We start from the raw sequence: 16,356 nt of genomic DNA on the forward strand, positions 1-16,356 counted from the left end.
CGATGGGGGGAGGGTGCGAGGTACCGCCGGGAGAGCGGGGGGCCACCCGGGTGGCGGAGCGCGTGGTGGCGAAAATCGCCTCCCAGGCAGCGCGCGAGGCGCTCGCCGGTGAATTGCGCGCGGGTCATGCTCCACCCACCGCCTCGGTGGTCGTGCGGGACGAGACCGCGCGGGTACGACTTCATATGGAGCTCGGCTACCCGGCGGACCTCGGTGCCCGATGTCGTGCGGTACGCCGCCAAGTCGCCGAGCGCATCGGGACGTTGGCGGGCATGCGGGTGCCGGAGGTGGTGATCACGGTGGAGCGGCTGCACTCGCCGCATCTGGACCGCGCGGGCGCGGAGCGGGTGCGATGAGCGGTCCCGTCCATCTGGGCAAGGGCCCACCGCCGGAGCCGGAACCCTCCGGCCGGTTCTGGTCGGCCCGGCGGGTGCCGGCGGCCGTCGTCGCCCTGGCGCTGCTGGCCGTCTCGGCGCTGTTCCTCTATGACGTGGCGGCGGTACGCGCCGGCCACCCCGGCATGCGCTGGCGCCGCCGGCTGGCCCATGAGCTGGCCCACCGCCCGCTGGGCAACGGCTGGGTGATCACCGCCGCGGTGCTGGCCGTGCTGCTGGGGCTGTGGCTGATCGTGCTGGCCGTCACCCCGGGGCTGCGCGGGGTGCTGCCGATGCGGCGCCAACTGCCGGAGGTACGGGCCGGGTTGGACCGGCGGGCGGCGGCGCTGGTACTCCGGGACCGGGTGATGGAGATCTCCGGGGTGCGCTCGGTACGTACCGAGGTGGGCCGGCGGGCGATCCGGGTCCGCGTCCAGTCGCACTTCCGGGACCTGGCGGAGGTCCGGGCCGATGTGGACGCCGTACTGGCCGAAGCGGTAAGGGAGTTGGGGCTGGACCGGCAGCCGGTGCTCGTGGTGCGGGTGCATCGTGCGGTGAAGCGGTGAGGGGGTGAGAGTGGTGCTGAAGACCGTCAACCGGGTGCTGCTGGCCCTGGCCGGGCTGCTGCTGGTGGCGCTGGGCGCGGCGGTTCTGGTCGGTGCGCTGGACCTGCGGCGGCGCTGGGGGCTTGCGCTGCCCGCCGGCTGGCCCTTCGCCGGGGCCCATGACGTCCTGCTCAGCGCTGCCGCCCGGCGCCGCCGGCGGGGCGGTGACTGGTGGTGGCCGGTGGTGATCACGGTGCTCTCGCTGCTGGTGCTGCTGGCCCTGTGCTGGCTGCTGGCCCAGGTGCGGCGGCGCCGGCTGGACACGGTCCTGGTCCATGGCGGTGACAGCGGTGACGCGGACATGGTGCTGCTACGGGCCGGGGCCCTGGAGGAGGCGATGTCCGCCGAGGCGGCGGAGGCGGCCGGGGTCGAGGACGCGGTGGTCACCCTGACCGGGCGGCGCACCGCCCCCGAGGCCCGGGTGACCCTGACCCTGGCCGCGCACTCGGCCCCGGCCGCCGCGCTGCACCGCTTGTGCACCGAGGCGCTGGACCATGCGCGCAGTTCGGTGGGGCTGACCAAGCTGCCCGCCCGGGTGCGGCTGCGGATTGTGCGGCACCGGGCGGAGCGGGTGGAGTAGTGGTGTCCTCGCCGTGCCCTGGCCGGCCGCGCCTCAGAACTCGCGCCGTGCCCCGCCGTCCACCGGCAGCATCAGCCCGGTGAGATAGGAGGCGGCGGGCGACAGCAGGAACGCCGCGCACCGCCCGAACTCCTCGGGCGTCCCATAGCGCCGCAGCGGAATCCGGGCCGAGTGCTCGGCCTGGGCCGTCTCCGGGTCGCCGGAGAGCGCGTCCAGTTCCCGCACCCGGTCGGTGTCGATCCGGCTGGGCAGCAGTCCCACCACCCGCACGCCCCGGGGGCCGAGCTCCAGGGAGAGCGACTTGGCGAACCCGGCCAGGCCGGGCCGCAGGCCATTGGAGATGGTCAGTCCGGGGATGGGCTCATGGACCGAGCCGGACAGCACAAAGCCGATCACGCCGCCTTCGGAGAGTTCCGCCGCGGCCGCCCGGGCCAGCCGTACCGCCCCCAGGAAGACGCTTTCGAAGGAGGCCCGCCACTGCTCGTCGCCGATCCCGTCGGCCGAACCGGCGGGCGGCCCGCCCACGCTGATCAGGATGCCGTCGAAGCGGCCGAAGCGTTCCCGGGCGGTGCTGATCAGCCGCTCGGCGGTGGCGGGGTCGGCATTGTCCGCGGCCACTCCGAGGGCGCCCTCGCCCAGCCGGCCGGCCGCGGCGGCGGCCGCCCCGGCGTCCCGCCCGGAGATCACCACCCGGGCGCCGTCGGCGGTCAGTTCACGCGCGGCGGCATAGCCCAGCCCCCGGCTGGCGCCGGTCAGTACATACACCCGGTCTTTGAGCCCAAGATCCATGCGGATCAGTCTGCCGTGCTGGGCTCCGGCGCGGCAGGGGCGGGTGCCTCTTCGGGCGCCTCCCCGGGCGTCTTCCCGGCCGCGTCCTCGCCGGCCGCCTGGGCCGCCTCGGCGGCGGCCGCCGCCTGGTCCCGGCGCTCCCGGCGGGCCAGGATGACCCAGCCGACCGGTACAAACGCGGAGAAAAGCCACCACTGCACCGCATAGGCCATGTGGTTGCCAATGCTGCTGTGGTCGGGGGCGGACACCACCTCCGGCTGGTCGCTCCCCGAGGGCGCCTCGGCCAGCTCGACATAGCCGCCGAGCAGCGGCCGGTGCAGGTCCTCGGCCTGCTGCCGGCTGTTGATCAGCATCACCATCCGGGCCGGCAGACCCTTGGTGTTTCTGATGCCGCTGGCGTGGGTGGTCTCGTCGGCCCGCAGCCGTCCGGTGATGGTGATCCTGCCGGCGGGCGGGGCCGGGACCTTCGGGTACTGCAGCTGACCGCTGTCGGCCGGGATCCAGCCCCGGTTGACCAGCACCGCCTTGCCATCCGCCAGCACCAGGGGGGTGACCACCATAAAGCCGGACTTGCCGGAGTCGTCGGTGCGGTAGCGGACGACGACCTCGCCCCTGGTGTCATAGCTGCCGGTCGCGGTGACCCGGCGCCATACGTCCTGCCCGGGCACATCCCGGCCGGGTGAGCTCAGCTCGGTGACGGGTACCGGGGCGGCGGTGAGCTGGCGGCCGATCTGGTGGTTGCGTGCGACCCGGCTCTCATGGCGATGCAGCTGCCAGAAGCCCAGTTTGATCATCACCGGAATGAGGACGAGCCCCACAAGCGTGAGGATCACCCACTGCCGGGTCAGCAGAAAGCGGTACACGCATCGACGGTACCTGGTGCCTCCGGCGGCTCCTCGGGTGGGCCCTAGGGTGCCGGAGTCACATGGGAGAGCAGCTGGACGAAGGCCGCCTCGTCCACCACCGGCGTCCTGAAGGCCCGTGCCTTGGTGACCTTGCCGGTGGGGGAGCCGGGGTCATTGGTGACCAGCAGGCTGGTGAGCCGGGAGACACTGCCGGACACATGGAGCCCGGCCTCGACGGTCCGGTCCTCCAGCAGCTCCCGGTCGATGGAGGTGTCACCGGAGAAGGCCACCCGCATGCCCTGCACGAGCTGGCCGCCCGGCTCATAGCGGCCGGGGTTGGGATAGGGGCAGGGCGGCAGCCGGCGGCTGGGCCGCCAGCTCGACGACCGGTACGAGGGCTGGTACCCGATGCGGGCCGAGGCGGCGGACGGTCCGTCCGACCACTCGGTCAGCGGCTGGCAGGCCAGCAGCGGCAGCCGCAGCCCGGCCTGTGCGGCATGGTGCAGGCTGGGCTGGAACGCCTCGGCCAGCACCCGGGCGTCGTCCAGGGCATGGTGCGCCCGCTGCTGCACCACGCCGTAGTGGGCGGCCAGCGACTCCAGCTTGTGGTTGGGCAGCGGCAGGCCCAGCTCCTTGGACAGGGCGATGGTGCACAGCCGTTGCCGCACCGGGGCCTCGATTCCGGCCCGGGCGTACTCCCGGGCGATCATCGACCAGTCGAAGGCCGCGTTGTGCGCCACCAGCACCCGGCCGGCCAGCCGGTCCGCGAAGTCCGCGGCGACCTCCTTGAACAGCGGTGCGTCCGCCAGGACTTCGGAGGTCAGCCCATGGATCCACACCGGACCCGGATCCCGCTCCGGATTGACCAGCGTGTACCAGCTGTCCTCCACCCGGCCGTGGACGTCCAGTTGGTACACCGCGGCCGACACTATCCGGTCATCCCGGGCGAGCCCGGTGGTCTCCACGTCGACGACCGCGTATCCCTCGGGGTACGCGGCCGGCCAGGAGGCGGGCGAGGCGGCTGCGGTGCTGTCGTCGAGCATGGTCCAAGAGCTTAAGGGCCACCACTGACAGCGCGGTCCCCGGCCGACCGGGGAGCGTATGGATCAGGTCAGAGTCCGGGGCGGAGTTCAGGCCAGATCCGCGAGGAGTTCACCGGCGGTGATCCGGACCAGCCCGGTGCAGCCGTCGACGGAGCCGGGGAACAGCCGGTACACCGTGCCGGTCGTCCGGTCCGTCCGGAGCTCGCCCTCGACCAGGGCCAGCAGGGCGTGCCGCCCCTCGGCGAGCGTGGCGGCGGCGGCGCGCGGACGCCGGCCGTCCGGGGTGTCCAGGGCGCACAACCGGGCCGCGAACCCAGCCGGACTCTCGCCGTCCGCCCGGCGATAGATCCACACCTCATCGGAAGGGGCCGCATCCGCGAGGGGATTGAGGACGACCGCTTCCCCGGCTCGTGCCGCCGCCTGCCAGCAGGCCAGTTCCCAGAGGCTCACCCGGCCGCCGGCCGCGAAGTACCGCCATAGATCGCGCCCCAGCCACCCCAGCCGCTCGCCATGCCGCCAGATGTTGTGGAATCCCGCACCACTCGCAAGGTGGACATCGGTCCACCGGGCATGACCCTCCGCGAGGTCGATCAGCATCGGCACACAGATCCGCGACCGGCCCGCCAGATCGAAGCGCTGGCGCACGGCCCGGGCGTCATACGAGGCGTCGCGATGTGCGGAGTCGCGCGCCCCTTTCCCCCGCAGCGCCATAAAGCCCGCGAAGGCGTCCGGCAGCCGGTCGAAGGGGATGTCATTGAAGCTGAAGACGACCGGTACGGCATAGCGGGCGCCGCCCTTGGCCAGCTCGGCCAGGTCCAGGTCCACATACTCGGTCGCGCCGTCCGGCGCCGGGGCCGAGGTCAGATCGCCGGAGTGCACCGCGGCGGTACGGCCGTAGCGCAGTTCGGTGTAGTCGCACAGCCCGGTGAAGTTCCACTCGGCGTCGAAGAAGGCCACCGAAAGGTCGAGGTCCACCCGGACGCCCTCGGGCTCCAGCCAGTGGACGAACAGCCGCACCACCTCGCCGTCCGGCAACGGCAGTTCACTGCCGCGCGGTACCGCGACCAGGGAGGCCGCGGTGGAGCGCTCGGCGAAGGGCACGGTCAGCCGGCGCAGTTCCGCGTCCAGCACCGCCAGGTCGTAGCGGGTGGCACCGCCCAGCCGGCGCAGCGCCTCGCCGGACAGCAGGCCGCAGACCTCCTCGACCGCCGCCGCCGGCAGCGGCGCCCGGTCCTCGGCCACCGCCCAGGGCCGTGCCACCTGGCCGCGCGGGAAGAACACCCGCCGCCCGCCCGGCAGTTGGCGGCCGCGCAACTGCCCCAGCGCGGACAGCAGCGGACCCGGGCCCACCGAGGGCAGCCCATGTGCCAGCGCCTCGGCCGGCTCCGCCGGCAGGTGCTCGGTACCGTAGCGGCGCATCAGCTGATCCAGCCGGCGCACCAGCTCACCGGGCCGCGCGCGCAACAGCGCCACCGCCGCCGCCAGGTCGCCCGTGCGCAATGCTCCCTCCACCCGCGCGCCCCAGGTGCGCGCCCGGATCCGCCCGCCGTCCAGCACCACCGCCTCCGGATGCCCGGCCGCGGTGGCGCGCAGCCCCTCGCCCAGCGCACCGGGCCGGGACACATCCGTCTCCCGCAGCACGGCGAAAGCCAGCGCGGCCCGTGGATGCCGCCGGTGCCACTCAAAGGGGTGCAGCACCTCGCCCGCCCGCTTCCAGCCGGTGGGATGCCGCAGCAGGTCCTCGACCAGCGCGGACACCTCCAGGGCATCCAGTACGGACAGCAGCCGGCGGCGCAGCGGCCGGGGCAGGCCGCGCATCCGGGGCGCGGCCCGCGGATCCGGCTCGCCGCCCGACCAGACGCACAGCAGCCGCAGCACATCGGTGGCCGTGGTCAGCAGCCCCGGCAGCCGGTCGTGCACCGGTGCGCCCATGGCCAGCAGGCCGCCGAGCACCAGCGCCCTGGTCTCCCGTACCGCGATCGTCTCCGGCAGCCAGTCCAGGCCGCCGGGCGCGGCGTGCGCCAGCAGCACCCCGAGGTCCGCGCGGTCCTGCGGGGACAGCGGGGTGCGCCGGGCCAGCAGGGCGGCCAGTGCGGCGGCCGCCTCGGCGCCCCGGTCCGTACCGAGCGTCAGCAGGCGCAACGGGCCCCGCACGGCGGCCGGTTCGGCACCGGACGGCATCGCGGTGGGCCGCAGAAAGGGGTCGCCGCGGTCGATACGGCGGTGGCAGAGCGGGCACCCCGCGTACTCCGCCCCGTCCCAGCAGCTACGGCACACCAGATGGGCGCAGGGCGAGACCGGGTGCACGCTGCCGGCCGTGCCGCACAGCACACAGGGCTGCCGGGGCTGCTGCAACAGCAGGCTGAACACCCGGTCCACATAGAGCGCCCGGGTGTCCTCCGGCACGGAGTGCGGGAAGCCGCGAAAGAGCGGCATATGAGTGCGGTCCGCGCCCAGCAGTTCATCGATCGCCCGCAGCAGGCCCTTGCCGCTGTCCGCCAGCGCCTCCGCCCCGGCCGCGGCCAGCGCCCCGCGCAGCGGTTCGGTGAGCGCGTACCCCCGGTCCAGCAGCTCCGCCTCCAGCGCGGTCAGCCCCTTGGCCACGCGCGAGTCCAACCCGCCCGCGCGGGCTGGTGGTTCATGGTCGACAAACCAGGTCTGGGCGCAACGCAGCAGTACGGACTGCAGTGTGGACACGGACGATTCCCCCTGGATCCCCCGGACATCAATAAGCGGGGGCGGAGAGTGGGCGCACTGCGCAATCTTTAAAAGAGACAGAGAAGGAAGCACACCGCGGAGCCGCCCCCGCGACAGCGATGCTAGGCGGGGCACTCGGCCGGGCGCCAACGAGTTTCCGGCCCGCCTCGGCAGCTACCGGCCCAGCAGTCCCTCCACCACCGCCCGCACCGACAGCTCGAAGAGCCGCCCGGGATCCGGCGGCCGCGCCAGGGCCCGCTCCAGCGCCCGGTCACCCGCACCCGGCACCACCGCACCGCCCGCCGGCTCGCCCTCCGACACCCGCTCCACCAGCACCGACCCCACCACCAGAAACTCCACCGCCCGCACCAGCTCCGCCGCCCGCGCCCCCCGCAGCCCCGCCGCCCGGGCCTCCTTGACCAGGGCCTGGCGCACCGGGCGGAACAGCCGCTCGGTGCGCCCCCGTTCATGCACCATGGCGATCAGATGCGGCCGGGCCCGCAGCTCCGCACGCAGCGCCCGCGCCAGCGAGACGATCCGGGTGCGCGGGGTGCGCCCGGTGGGATGGATCGCCGCGAACTCCCGCAGCGTACGTTCCACCAGCGCGTCCAGCAGCGCCTCACGGTTGCCCACATGCCAGTAGATCGCCGTGACGGCCGTGCCCAGCTCCGCCGCCAGCCGCCGCATGGTCAGCGCGCGTGGCCCCTCCTCCCGCACCAGGCGCGCGGCGGCCCGCAGGATCTCCTCGCGGCTCAATCCCAACTCCCGTTCACGCAAGGGTGTTTACCCCTGCCTCGCGCCGCTGTAACCCTGTTACAGACACCCGACAGGCAACAGGGCACACAAGGGCGGTGACGCGAATGACCCGCGTACGGTACGGCCCGCGCGACGCGGCGGAGATGGCCGGGGCCCGCCGGGCGGCGGTGCCGGAGATCTGGTCCACCGGTCTGGTGGCGCACTGGGAGAGCGACCCGGACGCGGTGGCGGCGGTGCTGCCGCCACCGCTGGAGCCCGGTCCGCGCCCGGTGGTACGGGCGGCCGTCAGCACCGTGGCACTGCACGGCCGGCCGCTGGGCGCCGGCTCGGTGGCGGTCGCCGCCCGGCACGGCGGACAGGACGGCTGGTACCCGCTGGTGATGCCGATGACCGGGGAACGGGCGCTGACCGGCGGCCGCGAGGTGTTCGGCGAACCCAAGAAGCTCGGCGAGGTGGTCCTGGAACGCGAGGGCCTGGTGATCCGGGCCCGGCTGGCCCGCCATGGCATCGCCTTCCTGGAGGTACGCGGCGCCGTCGCCCGCGAACTGCCGCTGCCGCCGCCCGCCCAGCGCCTGGACTTCTACTTCAAGTTCCTGCCCGCCGTGGACGGCGACGGCTTTGACGCCGACCCGCTGCTCATCCACTGCACCCGCACCGAGCGGGTGCGCAGGCTGGAATCGGTCACCGGCGATGTGGTGCTGCGCGAGTCGATGTACGACCCGGTGGCCGACCTGCCGGTGCGGCGCCTGCTGGACCTGACCCTGGGCGAGCGCGCCACCACCCAGCAGGGCCGGGTCGCCGCCAAGGTCAACCCCCGCGACCTGCTGCCCTATGTCCACCAGCGCTATGACGACGTCCACCAGATCCTCGACCGGCCCCGGCCCCCGGAGGCGAGCGACCGATGACGTACTCCGACCCCTATCTGGTGATCTCCTCCGACTGCCACGCCGGACTGCCCACCGAGGAGTACCGCCCCTACCTGGAGCGCCGCCACCACCGCGCCTTCGACGACTTCCTGGCCCAACGCGCCGCCCGGCAGGCCGAGATGACACGGCTGGGGGTACGCAATGAAGCCTTCGCCACCCGCTGGTTCGAGGAACACCGGGAAGGGCTGCGCGGCGGCTGGGACCCCACTCAGCGGATCAAGGAACTCGACGGGGACGGGGTGGCCGGCGAGGTGGTCTTCCCGGACGCCGACGCCGTGGACAGCCGCAACGCCGCCCCCTTCGGCGTGGGCCTGGGCCTGTCCGGCGACCACGACCCCGAACTCGGCCTGGCCGGCGCCCGGGCACACAACCGCTGGCTGGCCGAGTTCTGCGGCGAACATCCGGAGCGGCACCGCGGGGTGGCGCTGCTGCCGGTGACCGCCGAGGTCCCCCAGGTGCTCGCCGAGATCGCCCGGGCCCATGAGTCCGGGCTCGGCGCGCTGCTGATCCCCGCCATGTGGTGCGACAACCCGCCCTACCACGACCCCTGTTACGACCCGGTGTGGGCGGCGGCGGCCGAGGCGGGCCTGCCGCTGCTCACCCACTCCGGCGCCACCCCGCGCCAGGAGTACGGCGACCATCTCGGCATCTATGTCACCGAGGTGACCTGGTGGCCGGCCCGGCCGCTGTGGTTCCTGCTCTGGTCCGGCGTCTTCGAACGCCACCCCGGACTGCGCTTCGGCATCGCCGAGTCCGGCTGCTGGTGGCTGCCCAACCTGCTCTGGTTCATGGACCGGCTCTACCTGGGCGCACACGGCGGCCGGAAGCTCTCCCCCTTCTCCGGGCTGCCCCGCCCGCCGCATGAGTATCTGGACCGCAATGTCTTTATCTGCGCCACCAACACCAAGCGGCGCGAACTGGCCCAGCGCTATGAGATCGGCGTCGACAACATCCTCTGGGGCTCCGACTTCCCCCACCCCGAGGGAACTTGGCCGCACACCCGGCGCTGGCTGCGCGACACCTTCCATGACATCCCGGTCAGTGAGACCCGGCGGATGCTCGGCCTGTCCGCCGCCGAGGTCTTCGGCTTCGACACCGCCGTGCTCGCCCCGCTGGCCGCCCGGATCGGCCCCACCCCCGCCGAACTCGGCCAGAGCGCCGACCAGCCGGCGGTGGAGGCGTCCTGGGCACGCTCCCGGGAGACCGGCCGGCACTGGCTGACCGACCGCGACTTCCCGTCCCTGGGGAGGGACACGTGACCGCCGACCGCCGCCGCTACACGGTCATCTCCGCCGACTGCCACGCCGGCGCCGATCTCCTCGACTACCGGCCCTACTTGGAGCGGGCACACCACGAAGCCTTCGACGCCTGGGCGTCGCACTACATCAACCCCCATGAGGACCTCCTCGCCGACACCGCCGACCGCAACTGGAACTCCGACCGCCGGCTGGCCGAACTGGAGGCGGACGGCATCGTCGCCGAGGTCGTCTACCCCAACACCATCCCGCCCTTCTACCCCAGCGCCGCCCTGCTGGCCCCCGCACCCACCCGGGAGGAGTTCACTCTGCGCTGGGCCGGGCTGCGCGCGCACAACCGCTGGCTCGCCGACTTCTGTTCGCTGGCGCCTGGCCGCCGGGCCGGAGTAGCCCAGATCCTCCTCAACGATGTGGACGAGGCGGTCCGCGAGGTACGCCGCACCCATGCCGCCGGCCTCACCGGCGGCATCCTGCTGCCCGGCACCCCGCCCGGCAGCGGCCTCCCCGAACTCCACTCCACCGGCTACGACCCCCTCTGGGCCGTCTGCGCCGAACTCGGCGTCCCCGTCAACCACCACGGCGGCTCCGCCTCCCCACCGCTGGGCACCGAACCGGCCGCCAGAGCCGTCTTCATGGTCGAAACCACCTGGTTCTCCCACCGCGCCCTCTGGCACCTCTGCTTCGGCGGCGCCTTCCAGCGCCACCCCGCCCTGCGCCTGGTCCTCACCGAACAGGGCGCCGGCTGGATCCCGCCCGTCCTGGCCACCCTCGACCACTACCACGCCCGCCTGACCACCTCCCGCACCCAACTCGACTCCGCCGAGGCCAAGTTCGGGGCAGGGCTGGCCGTGCGGGCACCGAGTGCCTACTGGCGGGAGAACTGCTTCGTCGGCGCCAGCTTTATGCGACCGTACGAGGTGCCGTTGCGGCATCGCATCGGGGTGGACAAGGTCATGTGGGGCAGCGACTACCCCCACGACGAGGGGACATACCCGCACTCCCGGGAGGCCCTGCGGGCGGCGTACGCGGGCCTGCCACGGGAAGAGGTCGCCGCCATGGTGGGCGGCAACGCGGCCGCCGTGTACGGCTTTGACCTGGGCTTCCTCGACTCCATCGCGGCACGGGTCGGCCCGACGGCCGCGGAGCTCGCGGAGCCGCTGGGGGAGGCGCCGGCGGGGGCCACGAGTCCGGTTTTTGTGGCGGGGGTGGTGGGGCGGGCTTGGTGAGGGGGCCGGGCGGGTTTCAGAGCAGTGCGTCGTAGGTGTACACGAGCTGGTCCATCATGTGCCTCGGTGAGCGATCGGGATTAGGCGCGATTTGAATCCGGTCGTCGATCCGCTCACCGTAGAGCGACTCCGGGGCCGTCTTGTCCGGGGCGTAGATACGGCCATAGCGGTGCATCCAGCTCTCCCAGATCCGGTCCACATTGCAGTGGTGCAGGAAGAACACCGGGTCGTTGGGGGAGGTCGGCGGAAACATGTCCCCGCCGACCCAGTGATGGATCTGGTTGTGCATACGGGCCGGACCGGCTGGCAACCAGCCTTCGAGCCGATTGCGGAAGCCGTCCGAGTCGCGGTCGAAGTCGAGCGTGTCGTATCGGTCTTCCGGTTTGCTGTTGGGGCCGTCCGGCGTGTAGCTCAGGGCGGTTAGCACATCCACGCTGGTCGGCAGGGTCGACGAGCCCCACTTGGGGGCGAAGTCCCGGTATATACCCCGTTTGGTCTGGTACAGCTGTTCGTCGGGGCCGGTTTCGACGCGGACGGTGAAGGAGCTCGGGTCTTTCGGGTCGAAGACGAACGGTCCCTTCGTGACCGGGATGCCGTCCCCGCCCATGTACTTGGGCGTCCAGATCTCGGCATTGGTCGGCGAGCCACGGTCACCGTCGGCTGCCCAGTCCCAGTACGGCAGCCCAAAACTGGGGTCGTTGAGCACCCGTTGAAGATCCGCCTCCAGGTAGAGGAGCATGTACCGATGCCACGGCAGGAAGACCGGCCCACGGTGTGCGAAATTTCGCACCGTTGGGTCACTATTCGGCGGAATCGGGAGCCTGTTCGCGTAGAAGTGCCAGATGGAGTACCGGTCGTAGACGTACACCGGGGCCGGCGGGCCGGGGATGCCGTAGTTGTTGGTTTTCCACCCGGTCGGCTCCTGGTTGAGCAGGCGGATGCCGCGGATATATCCGTCCAGCGAGGCCTGGTCGTGCAGGATGTTCCTCCGGATCACAGCCATCTCAGGCGCCTCCCTTGAAATGGTCGGGGTAGCTGGAGATCAGTGCCCGGACGGCGTCCAACGCCGAGCTGAACCGGTGATATGGCAGGCTGGGGCTGTACAGCAGGCCGCTGTCACCCACGTGCAGCCGGGCCGTCACCGGTGTCCCGTCCACGACGATGTCGTAGCTGGTGGCCACTGTGACCTTGTGCCCCTTGTGCTCCGTGGTACGGACGGACCGCGCTGGGCCCGGCGAGCGCTCTCCCGCCGACTGGGCCAACCCGACCAGGTAGCCTCCGAGGCTGTCGGACGCGACGGCTGCGGCGAGTTCCGCCGAGTCGTTGGCTGATGTCATGACGGACTCCCTGATGACGATGGTTCGAAGGGGCCAGGGGAGTATGGATATCCCTCCTTTCCCACCATCGCGACCTCGGCCCGGGCTGTCCACTCGGCTGTCCGGCAAGCACCGGGGTGGTCATACGGCGGTCGTTCCGGGCAACGACGTGCGTCGCCCATTTGTCGTTCACCAGGCGTAGTTGAACGCACCTTTGCCTGGCTCCACGGCTTCAACGCCTCTGCATCCGCTGGGAACGATGAGCCGACAGCCACGAAGCTTTGCTCTCGGGCACAACCGGCATGTACTACGACCCGTGGGGCCGCACCGCGCGCCTGCATCCACCGCAACGGCGATAGCAGCGAGACCTGCACGCAATTCATCTAACGGTGGTTTGCTGTCGGCGGGTTCATGAAAAGGAGCTGGCGAATCTGCTGGCCGGGTTGTGAGCCCGATGTGTGCGGTGGGCACCGCAGTGGGTTTGGCGATGACGGCGGACGCTCGCCGCAGCGGGCTTGCCGTGGGCGAGCGTCCTATGGCTGCCAGGGGACGCCGTCAGTGGTCGTCGGTGAAGAGTTCGTCGGCTGTGGCGACGGAGAATGCGCGCTTTTGCCAGCGGCCCAGGGTGTCGAGGTCTGTGCATTCCTTGACACGCTGCTGCGTTTCGGGAGGCGTGGGGATGCCTCGCATTTCAAGCACGAGCAGCACCGCCTCCGCCCTCTCCTGGGTCCGGCCTTCCTCCCGGCCCGCCGCCAGACCTTCCTCCCGGCCTGCCTCCAGCATTTCCTCCACGAGAGTGCCCCGGCCGGGGAAGTAGTTTTGCATCAGAGCCCTCCAGGCGTCTCCTGCCGGGGTTTCCCCCAGCCCGATCTCCAGTAGCGATGAGAAGTACGAGATGGAACTCCGGTCGGCGGTTACCAGCGCAAGCGCCACTGCCTCCAGTATGGCCGGAAGGTTCCCGCTCCGGCCGTGCGTCAACGCGGAGAAGGCGGCAAGGCTCAGGTCCTGAGCCGCCTCCTCCTCGTCGAGGATCTCCGGGACGTTCCCGGGACCGAGGACCAGCGGATGCAGGGATAGCGCGGTCCATTCCTTGACGCCGAGCTCAAAGGGCCCAGCCGCCCATGTGGCGGTCGCCTTGTCCTGGCACACAACGAGAAGCAGTGCCGGGCGCTGGTACTTCGCCGCGAGGAACGACAAGTAGTACGCCCAGTTGACCGCCTTGTCCTTGTCGCGCCGCCCCTGTGCCTCGATGGCCAGGAGGAACCATTTGCCGTCGGGTGGTTTGATGCGCAGCACGCTGTCCACGCGCCGTTCCAGTGGCCGGATCTCCGTTACGTCGGGGGTGAGCACCTCGACGTCCGCCTTCGCGGGATAGGGGACGCCCAGGATCTGAAAGATGGGTTTCAGTAGCTCCGGACGTTCCTGGAAGATCCGGTGCGATGCCTCATGGCGTGAACTGACCATGATCGGACCGTATGGCTATAGATGGTGGCGTGTGTGGCAGATGGCGAGCAATCACTCGATCGTGCTTGCGATCGTCGCGCCCTTGACGGAGGTCGCCGAGCCGTTTGAACTGATGGCACGACCGCACTGGTGGCCGGGCTACAGTCCCCCGGCCACCCGGAGGATCGCTCCAGTCGCATACGAGGCATCGGCGGAAAGCAGCCAGGAGACGGCAGCGGCGATCTCTTCCGGTTGTCCGGCACGGCCCAGGGGGATGGCGGACGCAACCTTCCGGGGGCGTTCGGGGTCCTGGTGGAAGTCGGTCCAGATGGTGCCGGGGGCAACGCAGTTGACGCGGATGCCCTGGGCGGCGACCTCCTTCGACAGCCCCACCGTCATCGCGTCGACGGCAGCCTTGGCGGCGGCGTAGTGGACGTACTGTCCCGGGCTGCCGAGCGTGGCTGCGGCCGAGGAGATGTTGACGATCGCTCCACCGCCGCTGCCGGCCATCTCCTGGATGGCGCGCCGGGCACAGAGAAGGTATCCGAGGACATTGACGTCGAGTGCCCTGCGGATACCCGCGGCGTCGGCGTCGGTCAGCCGGCCGTTCGGGCCGCTGGTTCCGGCATTGTTCACGAGCCCGGTGACGGGACCGAGGCCGGCGGCACGGTCGAAGAGGCGATCGACGTCCGCTTCGTCGGCGGTGTCCGCACGGACAGTGACGCACCTGCGTCCGGCCTGTCGGACCGATTGGGCGACCGACTCCGCCGCGGAACCGTCCGAACGGTAGCCGAGGACGATGTCGTGTCCCTCGGTCGCCAGGCGGGCGCAGACAGCTGCGCCGATCCCGCGACTTCCGCCCGTGACCACCGTCACGACTCGTTCTTCCATGTCGATCTCCCAAGGTTGTGTGAGAGCTCAGCGCGAGCCCGTTCGCCGTCCGGCTCCCGGCCGGGGGCGGCCGCTCGCGCTGCGGCTGAGCCGAAGCGGTCGCGGTATTCGCCGGGGGCGATCCCCACGCGGCGGTGGAAGGTGCGGCGCAAGGTCTCGGCGGTGCCGAAGCCGAGGCGGCGGGCGAGTGCGGCCACCGGCTCGTCGGCCTCGGTGAGCGCCCGTCGGGCCGCCTCCACCCGGACGCGTTCGACGTAGGCCGCCGGTCCCGCGCCGATCTCCGCGGTGAAGCGACGCTGCAGATGACGCGGGCTCAGGCCGGCGCAGGCGGCCAGTGCCGCGACGGTGTGCCTGCCGCCGGGATTATCCTGGATCGCCCGTACGGCCTTGCGGATCGGGTCGCTGGTCGGCTGCGAGGACCAGAGCGGAACGCTGAACTGCGACTGGTTGCCCGGCCGTCGCAGATACAGCACCATCTCGCGGGCGGCAGCCAGCGCGATCTCCGGGCCGTGGTCGTCCTCCACCAGGGCGAGCGCGAGGTCCATGCCGGCGCTGACCCCGGCCGAGGTCCACACCGGACCGTCCCTGATGAAGATCGGGTCGCAGTCCACCGTCAGTTCGGGGTGCTCGTCGGTGAGTTGCCGTTCCCGGGCCCAGTGCGTGGTGACCCGTCGACCGGCGAGAAATCCGGTGGCGGCGAGGAGGAGCACGCCGCTGCACACCGACGCGACCCGCCTGGCACCGGCCGCCGCGGCGGCGATCCACGCGACCAGTTCGGGGTCGCGGCGCGAGTCGTTCACACCTGGTCCGCCCACCACGACGAGGGTGTCCAGCCCTTTGGGGTTGAGTTCGCCGATCCCGTGCGCGGCGATCATCGGCAGGCCGCTGGAGGACCGGACCGGACCGGCGTGAGGCGCCACCACCTGGCAGTCATAGCCACCGACCGCTTGCTGTGTGTAATGGAACACCGCATGCGGGCCCACCAGATCGACTGCCTGGAACCCCTCGTACACCACGAAAACCACCCGACGCATGGCAGCAGGCTGCCTGACCTGCGCGAATGGCGTCAACGACGCGCAACCCACAGATCACGCCACAAGTCACGGAGGGCCCTTGACCCAGGACCGGTTGGGACGTTGCATGCAACAAGGCTGATCGTCTATGGACCGGAGGGCAGGCAATGACCGCTACCACCCGCGAACTGTTCGAGCGCTACCACGCTTGTTGGGAGGCTCGCGATCCCGATCGGATCGCCGAACTCCACACGGTCGACTCGGTGTTCCATCTGCACTCCGGCCAGCCCCCGACGCGCGGGCGGGCAGCCATCCGTCAGGCGGCGGCCGGCATGTTCGAGCTCGTCCCTGACCTGACGTTCGAACGCGTCTCGCTGCGTGTCGGGGAGGACTTCTGGGTGACCCAGTTCAAGATGACCGGGACGCCCGCTTCCGGCGCCGAACTCGACGTCGACCTTGCGGACTTCGTCCTGGTCGAGAACGGGGCGGTGAAGGAAAAGCACTCATACGTCGACGGAATGGCGATGCAGGCCGCGATCGCGCCCGCTGAGGCTTCCCCAAGGCCGGGTAGTTAGCAACTCGCTGCCATCGACGAC

17 protein-coding genes are annotated in these 16,356 nt (G+C 71.4%); 7 read left to right on the forward strand and 10 right to left on the reverse strand.

Going from position 1 to position 16,356, the window contains the following annotated elements:
• Nucleotides 1-2 precede the first annotated feature (2 nt).
• From ACIHFE_RS04730 to amaP, 3 genes are read left to right on the forward strand one after another with little or no spacing between them, the layout of a single operon-like run.
• Nucleotides 3-356, forward strand: coding sequence for an Asp23/Gls24 family envelope stress response protein (locus tag ACIHFE_RS04730; protein WP_400104309.1), 354 nt, complete (start codon nucleotides 3-5; stop codon nucleotides 354-356).
• Nucleotides 353-940, forward strand: coding sequence for a DUF6286 domain-containing protein (locus ACIHFE_RS04735; protein WP_400104310.1), 588 nt, complete (start codon nucleotides 353-355; stop codon nucleotides 938-940). The genes ACIHFE_RS04730 and ACIHFE_RS04735 overlap by 4 nt, the downstream gene beginning before the upstream one ends.
• A gap of 13 nt (nucleotides 941-953) precedes the next feature.
• Nucleotides 954-1,559, forward strand: a complete 606-nt coding sequence (gene amaP, locus ACIHFE_RS04740) for an alkaline shock response membrane anchor protein AmaP (RefSeq protein WP_400104415.1) — start codon at nucleotides 954-956, stop codon at nucleotides 1,557-1,559.
• A gap of 33 nt (nucleotides 1,560-1,592) precedes the next feature.
• Here amaP and ACIHFE_RS04745 read toward each other — a convergent pair whose 3' ends face one another.
• The 5 genes from ACIHFE_RS04745 to ACIHFE_RS04765 form a co-directional block, all read right to left on the reverse strand.
• Nucleotides 1,593-2,348: an SDR family oxidoreductase gene (locus tag ACIHFE_RS04745; protein ID WP_400104311.1), complete on the reverse strand. Its 756-nt coding sequence runs from the start codon at nucleotides 2,346-2,348 to the stop codon at nucleotides 1,593-1,595.
• A 5-nt stretch (nucleotides 2,349-2,353) separates the two neighbouring features.
• Nucleotides 2,354-3,211: an SURF1 family protein gene (locus ACIHFE_RS04750; protein WP_400104312.1), complete on the reverse strand. Its 858-nt coding sequence runs from the start codon at nucleotides 3,209-3,211 to the stop codon at nucleotides 2,354-2,356.
• 44 nt (nucleotides 3,212-3,255) lie between these two features.
• On the reverse strand, nucleotides 3,256-4,236 hold the full coding sequence (locus ACIHFE_RS04755; RefSeq protein WP_400104313.1) for a DEDDh family exonuclease: 981 nt from the start codon (nucleotides 4,234-4,236) through the stop codon (nucleotides 3,256-3,258).
• A gap of 87 nt (nucleotides 4,237-4,323) precedes the next feature.
• Nucleotides 4,324-6,933, reverse strand: coding sequence for an MXAN_6230/SCO0854 family RING domain-containing protein (locus ACIHFE_RS04760; protein WP_400104314.1), 2,610 nt, complete (start codon nucleotides 6,931-6,933; stop codon nucleotides 4,324-4,326).
• A 174-nt stretch (nucleotides 6,934-7,107) separates the two neighbouring features.
• Entirely contained in the window at nucleotides 7,108-7,689 is a 582-nt protein-coding gene (locus tag ACIHFE_RS04765; protein ID WP_400104315.1) for a TetR/AcrR family transcriptional regulator, read from the reverse strand.
• Nucleotides 7,690-7,793: 104 nt separating this feature from the next.
• On the opposite strand from ACIHFE_RS04765, the gene ACIHFE_RS04770 reads away from it, so the two are divergent.
• From ACIHFE_RS04770 to ACIHFE_RS04780, 3 genes are read left to right on the forward strand one after another with little or no spacing between them, the layout of a single operon-like run.
• Nucleotides 7,794-8,594: an acetoacetate decarboxylase family protein gene (locus tag ACIHFE_RS04770; RefSeq protein ID WP_400104316.1), complete on the forward strand. Its 801-nt coding sequence runs from the start codon at nucleotides 7,794-7,796 to the stop codon at nucleotides 8,592-8,594.
• Nucleotides 8,591-9,874, forward strand: a complete 1,284-nt coding sequence (locus ACIHFE_RS04775) for an amidohydrolase family protein (RefSeq protein WP_400104317.1) — start codon at nucleotides 8,591-8,593, stop codon at nucleotides 9,872-9,874. The genes ACIHFE_RS04770 and ACIHFE_RS04775 overlap by 4 nt, the downstream gene beginning before the upstream one ends.
• Nucleotides 9,871-11,097: an amidohydrolase family protein gene (locus ACIHFE_RS04780; RefSeq protein ID WP_400104318.1), complete on the forward strand. Its 1,227-nt coding sequence runs from the start codon at nucleotides 9,871-9,873 to the stop codon at nucleotides 11,095-11,097. The genes ACIHFE_RS04775 and ACIHFE_RS04780 overlap by 4 nt, the downstream gene beginning before the upstream one ends.
• A 16-nt stretch (nucleotides 11,098-11,113) precedes the next feature.
• On the opposite strand, the gene ACIHFE_RS04785 is transcribed toward ACIHFE_RS04780, so the two are convergent.
• The 5 genes from ACIHFE_RS04785 to ACIHFE_RS04805 form a co-directional block, all read right to left on the reverse strand.
• Nucleotides 11,114-12,100, reverse strand: a complete 987-nt coding sequence (locus tag ACIHFE_RS04785; protein WP_400104319.1) for a tyrosinase family protein — start codon at nucleotides 12,098-12,100, stop codon at nucleotides 11,114-11,116.
• Nucleotide 12,101: 1 nt separating this feature from the next.
• Entirely contained in the window at nucleotides 12,102-12,434 is a 333-nt protein-coding gene (locus ACIHFE_RS04790; RefSeq protein ID WP_400104320.1) for a hypothetical protein, read from the reverse strand.
• A gap of 534 nt (nucleotides 12,435-12,968) precedes the next feature.
• Nucleotides 12,969-13,877, reverse strand: a complete 909-nt coding sequence (locus ACIHFE_RS04795) for a hypothetical protein (protein WP_400104321.1) — start codon at nucleotides 13,875-13,877, stop codon at nucleotides 12,969-12,971.
• 138 nt (nucleotides 13,878-14,015) lie between these two features.
• A complete protein-coding gene (locus tag ACIHFE_RS04800; protein ID WP_400104322.1) occupies nucleotides 14,016-14,747 on the reverse strand; it encodes an SDR family NAD(P)-dependent oxidoreductase in 732 nt (243 codons plus the stop codon).
• Nucleotides 14,729-15,781, reverse strand: a complete 1,053-nt coding sequence (locus ACIHFE_RS04805) for a GlxA family transcriptional regulator (protein ID WP_400104323.1) — start codon at nucleotides 15,779-15,781, stop codon at nucleotides 14,729-14,731. Before ACIHFE_RS04805 ends, ACIHFE_RS04800 begins: the two co-directional genes overlap by 19 nt.
• A gap of 146 nt (nucleotides 15,782-15,927) precedes the next feature.
• Between ACIHFE_RS04805 and ACIHFE_RS04810 the strand changes: the two genes are divergently transcribed.
• A complete protein-coding gene (locus ACIHFE_RS04810; RefSeq protein ID WP_400104324.1) occupies nucleotides 15,928-16,335 on the forward strand; it encodes a nuclear transport factor 2 family protein in 408 nt (135 codons plus the stop codon).
• Nucleotides 16,336-16,356: the final 21 nt, after the last annotated feature.

It is taken from the genome of Streptomyces sp. NPDC052396, assembly GCF_044593195.1.
In the GTDB taxonomy this organism is placed as follows: Bacteria; Actinomycetota; Actinomycetes; order Streptomycetales; family Streptomycetaceae; genus Streptomyces.